Raw genomic sequence first — 16563 nt, 5'->3', positions numbered from 1 at the left:
GGAGTCTGGCGCGTCCCGACAGGCTTGTCCATCGCGGTCGCGGAGGCTTTTGCCCGCGCGTCCCCGGCGCCTGTGCGCGCCGGGGGCGGGGAGGGCCGCATTCAGCGCAGGATGTCGCCGAAAAGCTGGTTGGCGTCCTGCTGGTTGGTCAGCATGGCCGTCTGGCCATGGACCTGGGCGTAGTTGTAAAGCGCGTTCTGCGTCGCCGGGCCCCAGAGGCCGTCGAGCGTGGAGTTGTAGAAGCCCGCCTGCATCAGCCTGTACTGGATCGAGACGCGGAGGCGCTGATCCTGGCTGTTGAAGGCCTGCGAGAGCGGCGAACTGGGCAGAGGCGCGACGTAGCTGGTCTGCGGCACATAGGAATAGGCCGGCGCCGCGTAGCTGTAGGACGGCGCTGCGTAGCCGTAGGACGGGGTGTCGTAGCTTTCGTAGTAGCTGCGATGGCGCGGGTAGCTGCGGTAGACGTAGGTGTTGCTACGTCCGCGGCCCCAGTTGTCCTGCGCCATCTGGTTCAGGATGACGCCGCCGGCGAGGCCCATGAGCACGCCGCGGGTGATGTCGCCCCCCTCGGCCCGGGCGGGTTGCGTTGTCGCGGCGAGCGCGAGCGACAGCGCTGTGGCGCCGGCGAGGATGGGACGGGCAGGGGTGAATGAGCCGAGGTTCATGGCTCCTCTCCTTTCTGGACAGCAACAGGCCCCCCTCTCGATGGGAGGGCACCAAACCCTGTTACGTCAGTTGGGGCAGAATCCGTCGCGCGCCAAGTCTGCACGGCGGCAGGCGCGGCGGATCGGCTTGGAATGGCCGAGCCTGCCGGGGCGGCCGGGCGGCTGTTCGCCGGCCCGCGTCAAATCCCGGTGGTTCAGGTGATCCGGTTGACGTGACCCATCTTGCGGCCGGGCCGTGCTTCGGCCTTGCCGTAGAGGTGGAGCGCGGTGCCGGATTCGCGGGCGAGGCGGGGCACGTCGGCCACGTCGTCGCCGATCAGGTTCAGCATCGTCACGTCGGAATGCCGCGATCCGTCGCCGAGCGGCCAGCCGGTGACGGCGCGGATGTGCTGTTCGAACTGGTCCACCGCGCAGCCGTTCTGGGTCCAGTGCCCGGAGTTGTGGACACGCGGCGCGATCTCGTTGACCAGAAGCCCGCCGGGCGTGACGAAAAGCTCCACGCCGAGGACGCCGACGTAGTCGAGCGCGTTGAGGATCCTTGCCGCCAGCAGCACCGCGTCGGTGCGCTGGGCGGGGGTGATCCTGGCGGGGACGGTCGTGGTGTGCAGAATGCCGGAGCGGTGGACGTTCTCGCCCGGGTCGTAGGCCGCGACCTCTCCGGTCAGGCCACGGGCGGCGATCACGGAGATCTCGCGCTCGAAATTCACGAAGCCCTCGAGCACCGCGGGCGCGCCGGACATGGCGGTGAGTGCGGCCGGGGCGTCGGCGGGCGAGGCGAGGCGGGCCTGGCCCTTGCCGTCATAGCCGAGCCGCGTCGTCTTCAGGATCGAGGGGGTGCCGATCTCGGCCACGGCGGCCTCGAGATCCGCCGCCGAGGTCACGGCGCGGTAGGGCGCCGTGGCGAGGCCGAGGGAGGTCAGGAAGTCCTTTTCCGCGATGCGGTCCTGGCTGACGGCCAGCGCGCGGCGGTTGGGGCGGATCGGGCGCGCCGCCTCGATCAGGTCCAGGGCGGAGGTGGGCACGTTCTCGAATTCGTAGGTCACCACGTCGACCGAGGCTGCGAAGGCGCGGAGCGCCTCGGCATCCTCGTAGGGGGCCGTGGTGCAGCGCCAGGCGACCTGCGCCGCGGGCGGCTCTGCCCCCGGCTCGTAGATATGGCAGCGGTAGCCGAGACGGGCGGCGGCGACCGAGAGCATGCGGCCGAGCTGGCCGCCGCCGAGGATGCCGATCACCGATCCGGGGGGCAGCGGGCCGGGCGATTGGGCGTCAGTCATTGGCGGGTTCTTCCGGGATCGAGGCGGAGAGCGCCTCGCGCCAGGCCTCCAGCCTCTGGGCCAGCGCCGGGTCGGAGAGCGCGAGGATTCCGGCGGCCATCAGCCCGGCATTGGCCGCGCCCGCGGCGCCGATCGCCATGGTGGCGACGGGGAAGCCCTTGGGCATCTGGACGATGGAATAGAGGCTGTCGACGCCTGACAGCGCGCGAGTCTGGACCGGCACGCCGATCACCGGCAGGCGGGTCTTCGATGCCATCATCCCGGGCAGGTGGGCGGCGCCGCCGGCGCCGGCGATGATCACCTTCAGCCCGCGGTCCACCGCTGACTTGCCGTAGTCCCAGAGCCGGTCGGGGGTGCGGTGGGCGGAGACGATCTTGGCCTCGTAGGAGACGCCGAGCTCGTCGAGGAGCGTCGCGGCCTCGCGCAAGGTCGGCCAATCCGACTGGCTGCCCATGATGATGCCGACGTCCGCCATGCCTGCCCCCTGAAAACGCGGGCCGACTATAGCCGCGACGGGGGCGGGGGCAAGGTGTTGCGGGCCGAGCGGCCCGGCCGGCCGGCCGCCGCGTCTTTCAAGGGGCCGCGCGCGGGGCGTGGCTTGAACTTGGCCGGGGTTGCTTGTATCTCGGCGTGTCCCGGCTAGAATGGGGCCAAGCCTAGAGTTTAAGCCCGCAGGCCGTGAGCCGCGGGCGTTTTCCGGACCGGAGGTCGCCAATGTCCTGGACCGACGAGCGCGTCGAGCTGCTGAAGAAGATGTGGGCGGAGGGCCAGAGCGCCAGCCAGATCGCCAAGGAGCTTGGCGGCGTGACCCGCAACGCGGTGATCGGAAAGGTGCATCGGCTGGGTCTGTCGAACCGCGTCGGCGGCGGCGGGAGCGAGACCGAGGCGGAGACCGAGGCAACGGCGGCCCCGTCCCCGAAACCCGCGCCGCAGCGCGCCGCGGCAGAGCCCGCGCGCCCGGCCGCGGCTGCGGCCCCCTCGGCGGCGCCGGCGGATTCGGACCCCAAGCCCGCGCCGCAGGCCTCGGCCCCCGCGGTTCGCAAGCCGATCATCCCGGCCGGCCAGCCGCTGCCGCCGCAGCCCTCGGCCAACGAGATCAGCCCGGAGGCGCTGGCCTCGGTGCGCGAGGTCGAGAAGAAGGCCCGCAAGCTGACGCTGATGGAACTGACCGAGCGGACCTGCAAATGGCCGATCGGCGATCCGGCGACGGATGATTTCTGGTTCTGCGGCCTCTCGGCCCAACCCGGAAAGCCCTATTGCGAGGCCCATGTCGGCGTCGCCTTCCAGCCGATGTCGGCCCGCCGCGACCGTCGGCGGTAGGGGCGAGGCCTCTTTCACGATCCGGGCCCGATCCGGGGCGGTGCGCAATGAATGCCCACCCTACCGGCGGGGCGGCGCGCCCTTCACGATCCGGGCGTGACGCTGCGTTCGGCCGCGCGACGGCTTGCACGGCGGACAAAAAGCGCTGAACCTCCGGCGCAGCTGCCATGCGGCCGAGGGGAGGATCCATGACAAGTTTCGCGTCGCTCGCGGACCGCAATGCCATCGAGGCGGAAGCGCCCTGGGAGGCGCGCGCGCTGCCGACCTCGGTCCATGCGCTGCTCACGGACACCGCCGCGCGTTACGGCGACCGCCCCGCCTTCAGCTTCCAGCTGACCTCCGGGCCGACGGACCCGGCCGAGACGCTGAGCTGGGCCGATCTCCTTGCCCGGGTGACGCAGGCGGCGAACCTCTTCCGGTCCCTCGGCATCGGGCAGGACGACGTGGTGGCGCTGGTGATGCCGAACTGCACCGAGACCGCCGTGGCGCTGCTGGGGGCGGCCGTCGCGGGCATCGTGAACCCGATCAACCCGCTTCTCGACGCCGAGCAGATCGCCGGCATAATGCGCGAGAGCGGGGCGAAGATCGTCGTCACGCTGAAGGCCTTTCCCAAGACCGACATCGCCGCCAAGGTCGCCGATGCGGTGGCGCTGGCGCCCGAGGTCCGCCAGGTGCTGGAGGTGGACCTGAACCGCTACCTCGGCGTGCCCAAACGCTGGATCGTGCCGCTGATCCGGCCGAAGCACGCGGTGCGCCACCGCGCGCGGATTGCCGATTTCGCCAAGGCCGCCGCCGCGCAGCCCGCGGGCGGGCTGACCTTCGAGGACCTGCCGGGCGACCGCATCGCCGCCTATTTCCACACCGGCGGCACCACCGGCATGCCGAAGCTGGCCCAGCACCGCGTTTCGGGCATGATCTACAACGGCTGGGTCGGTGCGCGGCTTCTTTTCACCTCCGAGGCGGTGGTGATCTGCCCGCTGCCGCTGTTCCATGTCTTCGCGGTCTACCCGATCCTCTTCTCTGCGCTGACCAGCGGGGCGCATGTCGTCTTCCCCACGCCGGCGGGCTATCGCGGCGAGGGGGTGATGGACAATTTCTGGAAGCTGGTCGAACGCTGGCGCGTGACCTTCATGATCACCGTGCCCACCGCCGTCTCGGCGCTGATGCAGCGGCCGGTGAACGCCGATGTTTCCTCTCTCGAATGCGCGCTTTCCGGCTCTGCCGCGATGCCGGTGGAGCTGTTCCGGCGCTTCGAGACGGCGACGGGCGTCTCCATCGTCGAGGGGTACGGGCTGACCGAGGCGACCTGCCTCGTCTCCTGCAACCCGCCGGGGGGAACGAAGAAGATCGGCTCTGTCGGCATCCCGTTCCCGCATACCCATGTCCGGATCCTGCATTGCGATGCCGAGGGCCGGGTGCTGAAGGACTGCGGGACCGACGAGGTGGGCGAGATCTGCGTCGCCAATCCCGGCGTTTTCCCGGGGCAGACCTATCGCGAAGCGTCGCGCAATACCGGCCTTTTCGCTGACGAGTTCTACCTTCGGACCGGCGACCTCGGGCGGATCGACGCGGAGGGCTATCTTTTCATCACCGGCCGGGCGAAGGACCTGATCATCCGGGGCGGGCACAACATCGACCCGGCGGAGATCGAGGAAGCGATCCTGACCCACCCCGCGGTGGCCTTTGCCGGCGCCATCGGCCAGCCCGACGCGGTGGCCGGCGAACTGCCCTGCGTCTATGTCGAGCTGGTCACGGGGGCGGATGTGACGCCCGAGGTGCTGCTGGCCCACACCCGCGAGAACATCCACGAGCGCGCCGCCGTGCCGAAGCATGTCGAGATCCTCGACGAGCTGCCGAAGACCGCTGTCGGCAAGGTCTTCAAGCCGGACCTGCGCAAGCGGGCGATCCGGCGGGTCTATGACGCAGCGCTGGCAGAGGCCGGGGTGGAGGCGCGGGTGGCAGAGGTCGTCGAGGACAAGAAGCGCGGCCTGGTGGCGGAGATCGTCCACACCGGCCAGGCGAGCGAAGCGGCGGTGGAGCGCGTGCTTGGCACCTTTACGAGGCCGTGGGAATGGCGGCGGGACTGAGCGCCCCCCTTGCGCGGCTGGCGCTGGCCGCGGCGCTGGCGCTGGCGGCGGCGGGCGGCGCCGTGGCGCAGACGCGGGCCCCGATGCAACAGTCAGGGCAGGCGCAACAGCAAGGGCAGGCGCAAGGCCACGGTCAGGGGGCGTCGCAGCTGCTTTTCAAGCGCGGGGCCTGGGAGGTGCGCGCCGTGCATTGGGCCGATGGCGCGGGCGCCTGCCTGGCCGAGGTGCGGGAGGAGCGCGAGGTCTTCTCGATCTTCGCCGACCACCGCAACCCGGTGCGGCTGCAGTTCTATTCGGCGAAGTGGACGTTCGGCGACCGGCCGCGGCGCGGGAATCTGGCCATCGCGGTCGACGGAGGCGGGACGCTGAAGGTGCGCGGGGCGAGCCTGCTGCGCCAGTCGCTGCTGTTCGATCTGCCGGGCGGCCCGGCGGGGCAGAAGCTGCTGGACCGGATCGCCTCGGGCCACGTCCTGCAGCTGATAGATGCGCGGGGGCAGGTGGTGCGGCGCTACAGCCTGTTCGGGGCCGCCGCCTCGATGCAGGCGCTGGGGCGCTGTCTGAAGGATCTCGGCTGAGCCGGAGGGGCGCGGCACCCGTTTGACGGGTGTGGCAATTCTGTCCAAATCGGCGGCTTCCTGCTCACAAACACTTGATCGGATGAGCGAGAGCTTATCTAGAGGCGGAGAAACGGCGCTCTCGTGGCGGTCCGCGTGGGGCGGGGGCAGATGGCGCGTGGAATGAGTGCGGGAATTCGGGCCTATGTCTCGTAGAATGCCGGGTCACCGGATCGCAGCGATCATCGTTCTGATCGGGGCCGCCGCCTGGGTGGTCACCGGCAAGTTCGCCTCGGTTGGAAGCGAGCAGGCGGCGGCGGCGCAGCCGGCGCCGCAGGACGCGCAGACGTCGGCGAAACAGGGCGAGGCAAAGCCGCAGCTGCCGACGGTCGCGGCGATCGTGCCGCGCTTCGAGGACCATTCCCGCCCGATCCTGCTGACCGGCGAGACCCAGGCCGACAAATCCGTGCAGCTTGCGGCGCGGACCTCCGGCATCATCGGCCAGCTCGAGGTGAAGGAGGGCCAGCAGGTCGCCGCCGGGGCCGTCATCCTGCGGCTTGAGGGCGAGGACCTGAAGGCCGCGGTGGAGACGGCGCAGGCGGCGCTGGCGCAGCGCACGCAGGAGTTGAGGGCCGACGAGCAGCTGGCGAAATCGGGCCATATGGCGGATCTGCAACTGCTTGGCGTGCGGTCGGCCGAGGCGGCGGCGAAGGCGGCGCTGGCGCAGGCGCAGGCGGCGGCGGACAAGCTGATCCTGCGCGCGCCCTTCGCAGGCGTGGTAGACAGCACCGCTGTCGAGCAGGGCCAGTGGGTCCAGCCCGGCACGCCGGTGGCCGAGCTTCTGGCGCTTGACCCGATCGTGGTGCGCGCGGCGGTGAACGAGCAGGACGTGAGCGATGTCTCGGTCGGTTCGAAGGCCAAGGTGAGCCTTGTCGACGGGCGGACCTTCACCGGCACGGTGCGCTATGTCTCGCGTCTCGGTCAGAAGGTGACGCGGACCTATCCGGTGGAGATCGCGCTGGCCAACCCCGATGGCAGGATCCCGGCGGGCATGACCGCGCAGGTGACGCTGTTTGCGCCGCCGGTCAAGGCGGTGACGGTGCCGCGTTCGGCCATCACGCTGTCGGAGAACGGCGCGCTGGGCCTGCGCACGGTGGGCGCGGATGACGTGGCGCAGTTCACGCCGGTGAAGCTGGTCGACGACACCCCGGGCGGGCTGATCCTTTCCGGGGTTCCGGCCGGGGTGCGGATCATCGTCTCTGGCCAGGACCTGGTGCGGGACGGGCAGAAGGTCGACGTGGTGGCGCCGCCGAAGGGCGGGCCGGTGCTCGGCAGTTCCACCGTGGTGCTGGACGCCGCCGGGGCCAATCCATGAAGCTCGTCGAACTGGCGATCCGCAACACCCGGCTGACGCTGTCGGTGCTGCTGGCGCTGATCGTTGCGGGTGCGATCGCCTATTCCACGGTGCCGAAGGAGGCCGAGCCGGATATCCAGATCCCGATCATGTACGTCCAGATGACGTATAACGGGATCTCTCCGGAGGACAGCGAGCGGCTGCTGCTGCGCCCGATGGAGACGCAGGTCAAGACCATCGCCGGGATCAAGAAGATGACCTCCACCGCCTATGAGGGCGGGGGATCGGTGCTGATCGAGTTCCAGGCCGGGGCGAACCTGGCCAAGGCCCTGCAGGACGTCCGTGCCGCCGTGTCGGATGCCAGGGCCAATCTGCCGGACGGGATGACCCAGGACCCGACGGTGCACGAGGTCAACATCTCGGAATTCCCGGTGCTGGTGGTCACGCTGTCGGGCGACGTGCCCGAGCGCGCGCTGACCGCGGCCGCGCGGGACCTGCGCGACCGGATCGGCGACGTTCACGGCGTCCTTGACGCGACGCTGCAGGGCGTGCGCGACGACGTGGTGGACGTGACGATCGACCCGGACAAGCTCGTCTCCTACGGGTTGCGTCCGGACCAGCTGATCGGCGGCGCGGTGGCGAACAACCAGCTTGTCGCCGCCGGCGCGATGCAGGGCGACCAGGGCCGCTACGCGATCAAGGTGCCGGCGCTGATCGAGACCCCTCAGGACGTGGCGAACCTGCCGATCGTGGCGACACCGAACGCGGTCGTCCGCGCCAAGGATATCGCCACCATCACCGCGACCCAGAAGGAGCCGACGACGATCACGCGGCTGAACGGCAAGCCCGCGATCGCGATTGCCGTCTCCAAACGCTCGGGCGCGAACCTGATCGAGACGGTGGACGCGGTGAAGGCCGTCACCGCCGCTTTCGAGAAGCAGCTGCCGAAGGGCGCGGTCGTCAGCTATTCGCAGGACAAGTCCACCAACATCCGCCAGCTGCTGTCGGACCTGCAGAACTCGGTGCTGACGGCGGTTATCCTCGTCTTCATCGTCATCCTCTTCTCGCTTTCGGCGCGCGCCTCGCTTCTGATCGGGCTGGCCATCCCGGCCTCGTTCCTGATGGGGATCCTGGGGCTGTCGCTGGCGGGGCTGACCGTCAACATCGTGGTGCTCTTCAGCCTGATCCTCGCCGTGGGAATGCTGGTCGACGACGCGATCATCGTCACCGAATTCGCCGAGCGGCGGATGGCGGAGGGGATGGACCGGAAGGAGGCCTTCGCCATGGCCTCTCACCGCATGGCGGGGCCGGTGATCGCGGCGACGATGACGCGGGTGGCGGCGTTCTCGCCCCTGCTGTTCTGGCCCGGCATCGTCGGGCAGTTCATGATGTACCTGCCGCTGACGCTGATCGCGACGCTCTCGGCTTCGATGCTTTACGCGCTGATTTTCGCCCCGACGCTGGGGGCCTTGATCGCGCGGAAGTCGCCGGAGGGGGAGACGCGGCGCGACAGCCTTTACATGCGCTTTGTCCGCCGCGCGATCCGCCATCCGTGGATCGTGGTGATCGCCGCCGTCGCGGCGCTGGTCGCGGTGCCCGTGGCCTACGGCAAATACGGCGCGGGGGTGGAGTTCTTCCCGAATGTCGAGCCGGATTACGGCCTTCTCTACGTCCATGCCCGCGGCAACCTCTCCATCGACGAGATGGACGCGCTGACCCGGCAGGCGGAGGTGCGGCTGCTGGGCTGGCCCGGGATCAAGACGGTCTATACCTGCGCCGGGCAGGCGCGGGACTGCAGCCCGAGCGCCAGCGTCGCGGCCGACGTGGTGGGCGTGATCCAGTATGAATTCGTCGACTGGCGGCACCGGCCGGCAGCGAACGAGATCCTCGCGAACCTCCGGAAGGCCATGGTCGGCCTGCCCGGTGTCGAGGTCGAGGTTTCGGTGCCGCAGGCGGGCCCGCCCTCGGGCAAGCCGATCCAGATCCAGCTATCGCAGGTCGACCCGAAGGGGCTTGACGGCGAGGCGCGTCTGGTCGCGGCGGCGCTGAAGAAGAACATCCCCGAGGCGGTCGACATCGCCGACGGGCTGCCGCCACCGGGCGTGACTTGGGAGCTGCAGGTGGACCGGGCGGATGCGGCCAAGGCGGGCGTGCAGCCGGGCACGATCGGCGCCATGGTCCAGCTGGTCACCGGCGGGCTGAAGCTGACCGACTACCGCCCGCCGGGGCAGGACAACCCCGTGGATATCCGCCTGCGCCTGCCGGCCAAGGATCGCACGCTCTCCATGCTCGACGAGCTTCGGGTGCCGACGGCGAACGGGCCGGTGCCGCTGTCGAACTTCGTCCACCGCGTGGCCGCGCCCTCCACCGGCACGCTGACGCGGATCGACGGGGTGCGCACCGTCACCGTCTCTGCCAACGTGCGCGAGGGGGCGCAGATCTCGGCCGTTCAGGCGGAGGTGACGCGGATGATGCAGTCCATGAACCTTGATCAGAAGGGCGTGCGCTGGAAGCTCGCCGGTTCCGATCAGGACCAGAAGGATTCCGCGGCCTTCCTGTCGAAGGCGGCGCTGGCGGCGGTGTTCCTGATCTTCACGGTGCTTCTGGCCCAGTTCAACAAGTTCACCTCTGTCTGGCTGGTGCTTTCGGCCGTGGTGATGTCGACCATCGGGGTCTTCCTCGGCCTCATCATCATGCATCAGCCCTTCGGGGTGGTGATGACCGGGATCGGCATCATTGCTCTGGCGGGCGTGGTGGTGAACAACAACATCGTGCTGATCGACACGTTCGACAAGCTGCGCGAGGAGGGGATGGGCAAGGTCGACGCCATCCTGGAGACCTGCCACGAGCGCGCCCGGCCGGTGGTGCTGACCGCCGTCACCGCGATCCTCGGCGTGCTGCCGATCGCCTTCGGGCTGAACCTCGAACTGCTGAGCCATGAGACCACGATGAACGCGCCGTCCACGCAGTGGTGGATCTCGCTGTCCTCGGCCATCGTCTTCGGGCTGGCCTTCGCCACGGTGCTGACGCTGATCGTGACGCCGTCGCTCTTGATGCTCGTCACCCGCGACGGCAAGCGGCAATGGCGCTGGTTCGGCTGGTTCCGCCGGCGGCGGCGTCGCGGCGGCGAGGTGGCGGCGGAGTAGCGCCGCCCGCGCGCCGGGGGAGCGGGCCGTTCAGGCCCGGCCTTCCGAGCTGCGGCGGCTGAGGAGCTGACCGCCGGCATCGGGCGAGAGCCGCAGGAACCAGATCACCGAGGCGATCGAGACGCCCGCGATCATCCAGAACACCGGCGGGAAGCTGGCGGCGGTGATCTGAGCCGTGTCGCGATAGCTTTGCACCCCTTGCAACGCGAAGGCCGCGACCGTGATCCCGATGGAGCGGGAGAGCTGCTGCAGGACGGAGTTGAAGCTGGTGGCGCTGCTCATCCGGTCCGATGTGATCTCGGAATAGGCGATGGCGCTGATCGAGGTGAACTCCAGCGAACGGCAGATCCCGCCGATGAACAGGACGCCGACCATCGCGGCATAGGGCGTGGCGGCGGTGAAGCTGGCGGGCGCCAGCAGGAAGAGCGATCCGAGCACCGCGTTGACGATCAGGATGCGGCGGAAACCGAAGCGGTTCAGGATCCGCTGGGCCCCGAATTTCAGCGTCAGCGCGCCGGCGCCGGTGGCCAGCGTCACCAGGCCCGACTGGAACGGCGAATAGCCGAAGCCGAGCTGCAGCATCAGGGGCAGCAGGAAGGGCTGCGCGCCGCCGCCGATGCGGAAGAGGCTGCCGCCGAGGGCCGCCGCGCGGAACGTCGGCAGCGAGAAAAGCGTGAGGTCCACGAGCGGCGCCTCCACCCGCCCGGCATGGCGGATGTAGAGCAGCACCAGCGCGAGGCCTCCGAAGGTCAGCCCCAGCATCACCGCCATGGACGAGAGGCCGAGGCCGGCCATCGTCACCCCGGTCAGGAAGGCGGCGAGGCCGGGGCCGACGAGCAGGAACCCCAGCGCGTCGAAGGCGCGGGTGGCCTCGGCCCTCACGCGGGGGATGAAGAGGGTGACGAGGGTGACGCCGAGGGCCGCGATCGGGATGTTGATCCAGAAGATCCAGCGCCAGTCGAAATAGGTGGTGATGAAGCCGCCGAGCGGCGGGCCCATGACCGGGCCGAGGAGCGCGGGCATGGTCAGCCAGGCCAGCGCGTCGACCAGCGCCGACTTCGGCGTGGTGCGCAGCACGATCAGCCGGCCCACCGGCACCATCATCGAGCCGCCGATCCCCTGCAGCACCCGCGCGCAGACCAGCCAGAAGAGCGAGGAGGAGGCGCCGCAGGCGATCGAGCCGGTGGCGAAGACCAGGATGGCGAGGCGGAAGACGCTGCGCGCCCCGAAGCGGTCGGCCATCCAGCCCGAAGCCGGGATAAAGATCGCCAGCGCCAGCAGGTAGGAGGTCAGCGCCAGTTTCAGGTGGATCGGGCTGGTGCCCAGATCCTGCGCGATCTTCGGCAGCGAGGTGGCGATGACGGTGCTGTCGAGGTTCTCCATGAATAGCGCGGTGGCCACGATCAGCGGGATGGCGCGGGACTTGATCATGGACAGGGCGGTGGCGCGGGTCACGGGGCGGGTCCTTCGGTGCGGGGCGCAGCGCCCGGGATGCGCGGCGCGTCTGCGGGCGCGGGAGAGGGGCGGAAAATATGTCGCACCGCGGCGACGGAAAGGGAAGGCGGGTGCGTTAAAGCCTGATCGACTACGACCGCAAGGCGCTGAGATGGCTTTATCATTCGCTTGGATTTCTTCTCTATCACGCGTAGATGAAAGCTACACTTACGCATTTTCTTCGACCAAGGCGGGTCCTAGTGTTCGTCCGGTTGCGCCCGGGGCATTGCCCGGCGCAGGGAGCTCTGAGCAATGAAGAAATACGCCCTCCTCGTGGTCCTGGCCGTGGTCGCGGCGGGATACTTCTACCGGCGTGAGCTGGTCGCGGTCTCCCCCGCCTGGGTGAAGACGGCGGTGGCGAAGATCGATCCCTCGCTCGCGGCGGGGGCTTCCGGGGCCAAGGCCGGGGCGGGGGCTGCGGCCCAGGGCCAGGGCGGGCATCATGCCGGGCCGGTTGCGGTCAACGTGGCCGTGGCCAAGGCGGGCACGCTGCCGGTGCTGCGCAGCGCGCTGGGCACCGTGACCGCCACCCAGTCGACGGCGCTTTCGCCCGAGACGGCGGGCACCATCGCCAAGGTGCTGGTCGCCGACGGGGCCGAGGTGAAGGCCGGCGACCTGCTGGTGCAGCTCGACGACCGGGCGATCCGCGCCCAGATCGCCAAGGACAAGGCGCAGATCGACAAGGACCAGGCGACGCTCGACAACGCGCAGTCGACCTATACCCGCACCCAGCACCTTGTGCAGACCGGGGTCTCGACCGCGCAGTCGGGCGACGATGCGCTGGCGGCGGTGAAGGTGGCGAAGGGCACGCTCGCGGTCGACAAGGCGGCCTATGCCGTCGACCAGGTGACGCTTGCCAACACCCAGATCCGGGCGCCCTTCGACGGCAAGGTGGGCGCGGTGCAATTTTCCACCGGCGCCTTCGTTCCGGCGGGCACCAAGATCCTGCAGATCATCAAGATGAAGCCGGTGCTGGTGCAGTTCAGCCTGCCGGTCGAGGACCTGCCGCTGCTGCGCCGGACCCAGAAGGCCGGGGTGCTGACGGTCACGGTCTCGCCCGAGTTGAGCGACGCCGCCTCCGGCCCGCAGGCCAAGGGGGCCGTGACCTTCATCGACAACGCGGTCGACCCGGCTTCGGCCACCGTGACGCTTCGGGCGAGCCTTGCCAATGACGACGAGATGCTCTGGCCCGACCAGCCGGTGAACGTGACGGTGCAGGCCGGCACGACCGGGGAGCTGGTGCTGGTGCCGGGCGTGGCGGTGATGCCGCATGTCAACGGCTCGGCGGTCTTCGTGGTCACCGACAAGGGCACGGTGGAAAGCCGCATCGTGCAGGTCGCGCTGCGCGAGAACGGGCTGGCGGGGATCAGCTCCGGCCTCAAGGCGGGCGACAGGGTGGTGACCGAGGGCCAGGCGGCGCTGACGAACGGCGCCGCGATCCGGATCGTTCCGCCCAAGGCGGAAGCGGGGGCCTCTGGGGCCGCGGGCAACAAGCACGGCCAGGCGGACCTGTCGGCCTCCGACGCGGCGGCGGTCAGCAAGTCATGAGCATCTCGGCCTTCTTCATCCGCCGGCCGGTGGCCACGATCCTGATGATGATCGGGATCATCTTTGCGGGATATGCCGGCTACACCAACCTGCCCGTCGCCGCCCTGCCGCAGGCCGACCTGCCCACGATCCAGGTGTCGGCCGATCTCGCGGGGGCGTCGCCCGACACGATGGCGACCTCTGTCGCCACGCCGCTGATCAAGCAGTTCGAGACGATCGAGGGGATCGACTCGATCTCCGCGACGTCGACGCTCGGCTCCACCGACATCACCATCCAGTTCGCGCTGTCGCGCAACATCGACGCGGCCGCCGCGGACGTGCAGGCGGCGATCAGCCGGGCCTCGCGCAAGCTGCCGTCGAACATGACGCAGACGCCGAGTTACCGGAAGGTCAACCCTGCCTCCGCGCCGATCATCATGCTGGCGCTGACCTCGGACGCGGCGCCGCTGACGCAGGTTGACGATATCGCGGAGAACGTGATCTCGCCCATGCTGTCGACGCTGCCGGGCGTGGCGCAGGCGCTTGTGTTCGGCTCGCGCACCTATGCGGTCCGGGTCGACGTGTCGCCGAAGAAGCTGCATGCGCGCAACCTGTCGATGAACGACGTGGCCAGCGCGCTGAAGGCCGCGAACGACCAGACGCCGGTCGGCGAAATCCAGAACTCCAGCCAGCAGCTGACGATCTCTGCCGATACCCAGCGCACCAGTGCCGCGGCGTTCCGGACGCTCATCATCGCGAAGCCGGACGGGAATTTCGTCCGCCTCGGCGATGTCGCGAATGTCTATGACAGCGTGAACAGCCTCAACAGCGGGGCGCGTTTCGACGGCCAGCGCGGCATCATCCTGGCCGTCCAGCGCCAGCCCGACGCAAACACCGTGGCCGTGGTCGATGCGATCCGCGCCAAGCTGCCCGAGATCCGCGCGGCGCTGCCCGCGGGCACGACCATCCGCGTGGTCAACGATGCCGCCGCGCCCATCAAGGCCGCCGTGCATGACGTTCAGGGCACGCTGGCCATCACCATCGGGCTTGTGGTGCTGGTGATCTACATCTTCCTCAACCGGCTGACCGCGACGATGATCCCGGCCATCGCGGTGCCGCTGTCGCTGATCGCGACGCTGGGGCTGATGTATTTCCTCGGCTATTCGATCGACAACATCTCGCTGATGGGGATGACGCTCTCTGTCGGGCTGGTGGTCGACGACGCCATCGTGATGCTGGAGAACATCGTCCGACGAACCGAGCTGGGCGAGCCGCCGATGCATGCGGCGCTCGAGGGCTCGCGCGAGGTCACGAGCACCATCATCTCGATGTCGCTGTCGCTGGTCGCCGTGTTCCTGCCGATCCTGCTGATGGGCGGCGTCGTGGGCCGGATCCTGAACGAGTTCGGGGTGGTGGTCACGATCGCGATCCTGAGTTCGGCCGTGGTGTCGCTTACGGCGACGCCGATGATGGCGGCGCGGCTTCCCGTCGTGCATCACGCCGGCGCCGCCAAGCGGACACTGTCCCACCGGATCACGGACGGGTACGAGCGCTCGGTCGCATGGTGCCTGCGGCATCAGGGGATGATCCTGATGCTGTTCTTCGCCACGGCGGTGTCCTCGTTCTACCTGTTCACCACGATCCAGCGGAGCTTCTTTCCGCCGGAGGACCTGGGAACGCTGATCGTGTCCACCACGGCGCGGCAGGACATCTCCTACGCCGCGATGGAGAAGCTGCAGGGCGAGGCGGCGGCCGCGGTGAAGAAGAACCCGGCGGTGGCGCATGTCGCCTCTGTCATCCGGTCGAGCCAGACCAACCGCGGCTTCATGTATGTCCAGCTGAAGGACAAGAAGACGCGCCCGCCGATCCAGGTGACGCTGGGCCAGCTGCGGCGCACGCTGGGCGGCATCCCCGGCATCCGGGCCTTCGTCAGCCCGACCCAGTCGATCCGCTTCGGCGGGCGGGCGACGGATTCGACCTACCAGATCGTCCTGCAGTCCATCGACGCCAGCGTCGGCCGGCTCTGGGCCCAGAAGCTGGAAGACGCGATGCGCAGCGACCCGGCGCATTTCGTGGATGTCGCCTCGGATTACGAGGACAATGCCCTGCAGGCGAAGGTCGTCGTCGACCAGAACGCGGCAAGCCGGCTTGGGGTGACGGCCCAGTCGCTTCGCACGACGCTGGAAGCGGGCTTCGGATCGGACGTGGCGACGCAGATCCAGACCACCGGATCGAGCTATGACGTGATCCTGGAATACAATCCGAACTTCCAGTGGACGGAATCCTCGCTTCAGTCGCTGATGATTCCGACGAGTTCGGGCAAGCTGGTGCCGCTGGCCTCCTTCGCGAAGGTGGTGCGCAGCGCCGGGCCGGTCTCGGTGAACCAGACCGGGCAGCTGACGGCCGTGACGCTGTCGTTCAACCTGCCTGCCGGGGTGTCCCTCGGTACCGCGACGGAGCGGATCAGCCAGCTGAAGGCGCAGATGGGGATGCCGGCGACGGTGCTGACCTCCTACGCCGGCGCGGCGAAGCTGTTCCAGCAGGCGAGCGGGAACACCGGGCTTCTGATCGGGGCGGCGGTGCTGACGATCTACATCGTGCTGGGGGTGCTCTACGAGAGCTTCATCCATCCGATCACCATCCTGTCGGGCCTGCCTTCGGCGGCGCTGGGGTCGCTTCTGGCGCTGCAGGTCACCGGGTTCGACCTGTCGATCATCGCGCTTATCGGGCTTCTGATGCTGATCGGGATCGTGAAGAAGAACGCGATCATGATGATCGACGTGGCGCTGGTCTTGCGACGAGAGGAGGCGATGAGCGCGGTGGACGCGATCCGCATCGCTGCGGCAAGGCGGTTCCGGCCGATCATGATGACGACCTTCTGCGCGATGCTGGGTGTGCTGCCGATCGCGCTGGGCACGGGCGCAAGCTCGGAGCTGCGCCAGCCGCTGGGGGTCGCGGTGGTCGGTGGCCTTCTGGTGAGCCAGGCGCTGACGCTTTACATCACGCCAGTGATCTTCGTGCAGATGGAGAAGCTTTCGGGCTTCACGCTGCGCCTGGTGAAGGGCGGGTGGCGCAAGCGGCAGCGCAAGGGCGGCGAGGGCGCGAACCAGCCGGTGGTGGCGGAGTAAGCGCGGCCGGGGCG

At 69.1% G+C, this 16563-nt stretch carries 11 protein-coding genes; 7 read left to right on the top strand and 4 right to left on the bottom strand.

Annotated elements, in window-relative coordinates; genetic code table 11:
* Positions 1-101: 101 nt before the first annotated feature.
* From EIP85_RS04775 to purE, 3 genes are all read right to left on the bottom strand, one after another.
* On the bottom strand, positions 102-665 hold the full coding sequence (locus EIP85_RS04775) for a peptidoglycan-binding domain-containing protein (RefSeq protein ID WP_127901019.1): 564 nt from the start codon (positions 663-665) through the stop codon (positions 102-104).
* A gap of 194 nt (positions 666-859) precedes the next feature.
* Complete coding sequence (locus tag EIP85_RS04770; RefSeq protein WP_127901018.1) at positions 860-1939, bottom strand: 5-(carboxyamino)imidazole ribonucleotide synthase; 1080 nt, start codon at positions 1937-1939, stop codon at positions 860-862.
* Positions 1932-2414 carry a 5-(carboxyamino)imidazole ribonucleotide mutase gene (gene purE / locus EIP85_RS04765; RefSeq protein WP_127901017.1) on the bottom strand — a complete coding sequence of 161 codons (483 nt, stop codon included), beginning with the start codon at positions 2412-2414 and terminating at the stop codon, positions 1932-1934. Before purE ends, EIP85_RS04770 begins: the two co-directional genes overlap by 8 nt.
* 239 nt (positions 2415-2653) lie before the next feature.
* On the opposite strand from purE, the gene EIP85_RS04760 reads away from it, so the two are divergent.
* From EIP85_RS04760 to EIP85_RS04740, 5 genes are all read left to right on the top strand, one after another.
* Positions 2654-3259, top strand: coding sequence for a GcrA family cell cycle regulator (locus EIP85_RS04760; RefSeq protein WP_127901016.1), 606 nt, complete (start codon positions 2654-2656; stop codon positions 3257-3259).
* 188 nt (positions 3260-3447) lie between these two features.
* Positions 3448-5346 (top strand): acyl-CoA synthetase, encoded by a 1899-nt coding sequence (locus EIP85_RS04755; RefSeq protein ID WP_127901015.1) that lies wholly within the window; start codon positions 3448-3450, stop codon positions 5344-5346.
* Positions 5331-5921, top strand: a complete 591-nt coding sequence (locus EIP85_RS04750) for a hypothetical protein (RefSeq protein WP_127901014.1) — start codon at positions 5331-5333, stop codon at positions 5919-5921. Before EIP85_RS04755 ends, EIP85_RS04750 begins: the two co-directional genes overlap by 16 nt.
* 184 nt (positions 5922-6105) lie before the next feature.
* Positions 6106-7275, top strand: a complete 1170-nt coding sequence (locus tag EIP85_RS04745) for an efflux RND transporter periplasmic adaptor subunit (protein WP_127901013.1) — start codon at positions 6106-6108, stop codon at positions 7273-7275.
* On the top strand, positions 7272-10400 hold the full coding sequence (locus EIP85_RS04740; protein ID WP_127901012.1) for an efflux RND transporter permease subunit: 3129 nt from the start codon (positions 7272-7274) through the stop codon (positions 10398-10400). Before EIP85_RS04745 ends, EIP85_RS04740 begins: the two co-directional genes overlap by 4 nt.
* Before the next feature lie 30 nt (positions 10401-10430).
* Here EIP85_RS04740 and EIP85_RS04735 read toward each other — a convergent pair whose 3' ends face one another.
* Complete coding sequence (locus EIP85_RS04735; RefSeq protein WP_241559890.1) at positions 10431-11855, bottom strand: DHA2 family efflux MFS transporter permease subunit; 1425 nt, start codon at positions 11853-11855, stop codon at positions 10431-10433.
* Between the two features lie 291 nt (positions 11856-12146).
* Between EIP85_RS04735 and EIP85_RS04730 the strand changes: the two genes are divergently transcribed.
* Both EIP85_RS04730 and EIP85_RS04725 read left to right on the top strand, forming a co-directional pair.
* A complete protein-coding gene (locus EIP85_RS04730; RefSeq protein ID WP_127901011.1) occupies positions 12147-13442 on the top strand; it encodes an efflux RND transporter periplasmic adaptor subunit in 1296 nt (431 codons plus the stop codon).
* Positions 13439-16549 (top strand): efflux RND transporter permease subunit, encoded by a 3111-nt coding sequence (locus EIP85_RS04725; protein ID WP_127901010.1) that lies wholly within the window; start codon positions 13439-13441, stop codon positions 16547-16549. Before EIP85_RS04730 ends, EIP85_RS04725 begins: the two co-directional genes overlap by 4 nt.
* Positions 16550-16563: the final 14 nt, after the last annotated feature.

Source organism: Solirhodobacter olei, assembly GCF_004010155.1.
GTDB classification, from domain to species: Bacteria; Pseudomonadota; Alphaproteobacteria; order Rhodobacterales; family Rhodobacteraceae; genus Solirhodobacter; species Solirhodobacter olei.
This window is presented reverse-complemented; position numbering and strand designations above follow the sequence as displayed.

Bases quoted from the DNA above. Each gene is read 5' to 3' on its own strand.
- EIP85_RS04775 (WP_127901019.1), bottom strand. From the start codon at position 665: ATGAACCTCGGCTCATTCACCCCTGCCCGTCCCATCCTCGCCGGCGCC.
- EIP85_RS04770 (WP_127901018.1), bottom strand. From the start codon at position 1,939: ATGACTGACGCCCAATCGCCCGGCCCGCTGCCCCCCGGATCGGTGATC.
- purE (WP_127901017.1), bottom strand. From the start codon at position 2,414: ATGGCGGACGTCGGCATCATCATGGGCAGCCAGTCGGATTGGCCGACC.
- EIP85_RS04760 (WP_127901016.1), top strand. From the start codon at position 2,654: ATGTCCTGGACCGACGAGCGCGTCGAGCTGCTGAAGAAGATGTGGGCG.
- EIP85_RS04755 (WP_127901015.1), top strand. From the start codon at position 3,448: ATGACAAGTTTCGCGTCGCTCGCGGACCGCAATGCCATCGAGGCGGAA.
- EIP85_RS04750 (WP_127901014.1), top strand. From the start codon at position 5,331: ATGGCGGCGGGACTGAGCGCCCCCCTTGCGCGGCTGGCGCTGGCCGCG.
- EIP85_RS04745 (WP_127901013.1), top strand. From the start codon at position 6,106: ATGTCTCGTAGAATGCCGGGTCACCGGATCGCAGCGATCATCGTTCTG.
- EIP85_RS04740 (WP_127901012.1), top strand. From the start codon at position 7,272: ATGAAGCTCGTCGAACTGGCGATCCGCAACACCCGGCTGACGCTGTCG.
- EIP85_RS04730 (WP_127901011.1), top strand. From the start codon at position 12,147: ATGAAGAAATACGCCCTCCTCGTGGTCCTGGCCGTGGTCGCGGCGGGA.
- EIP85_RS04725 (WP_127901010.1), top strand. From the start codon at position 13,439: ATGAGCATCTCGGCCTTCTTCATCCGCCGGCCGGTGGCCACGATCCTG.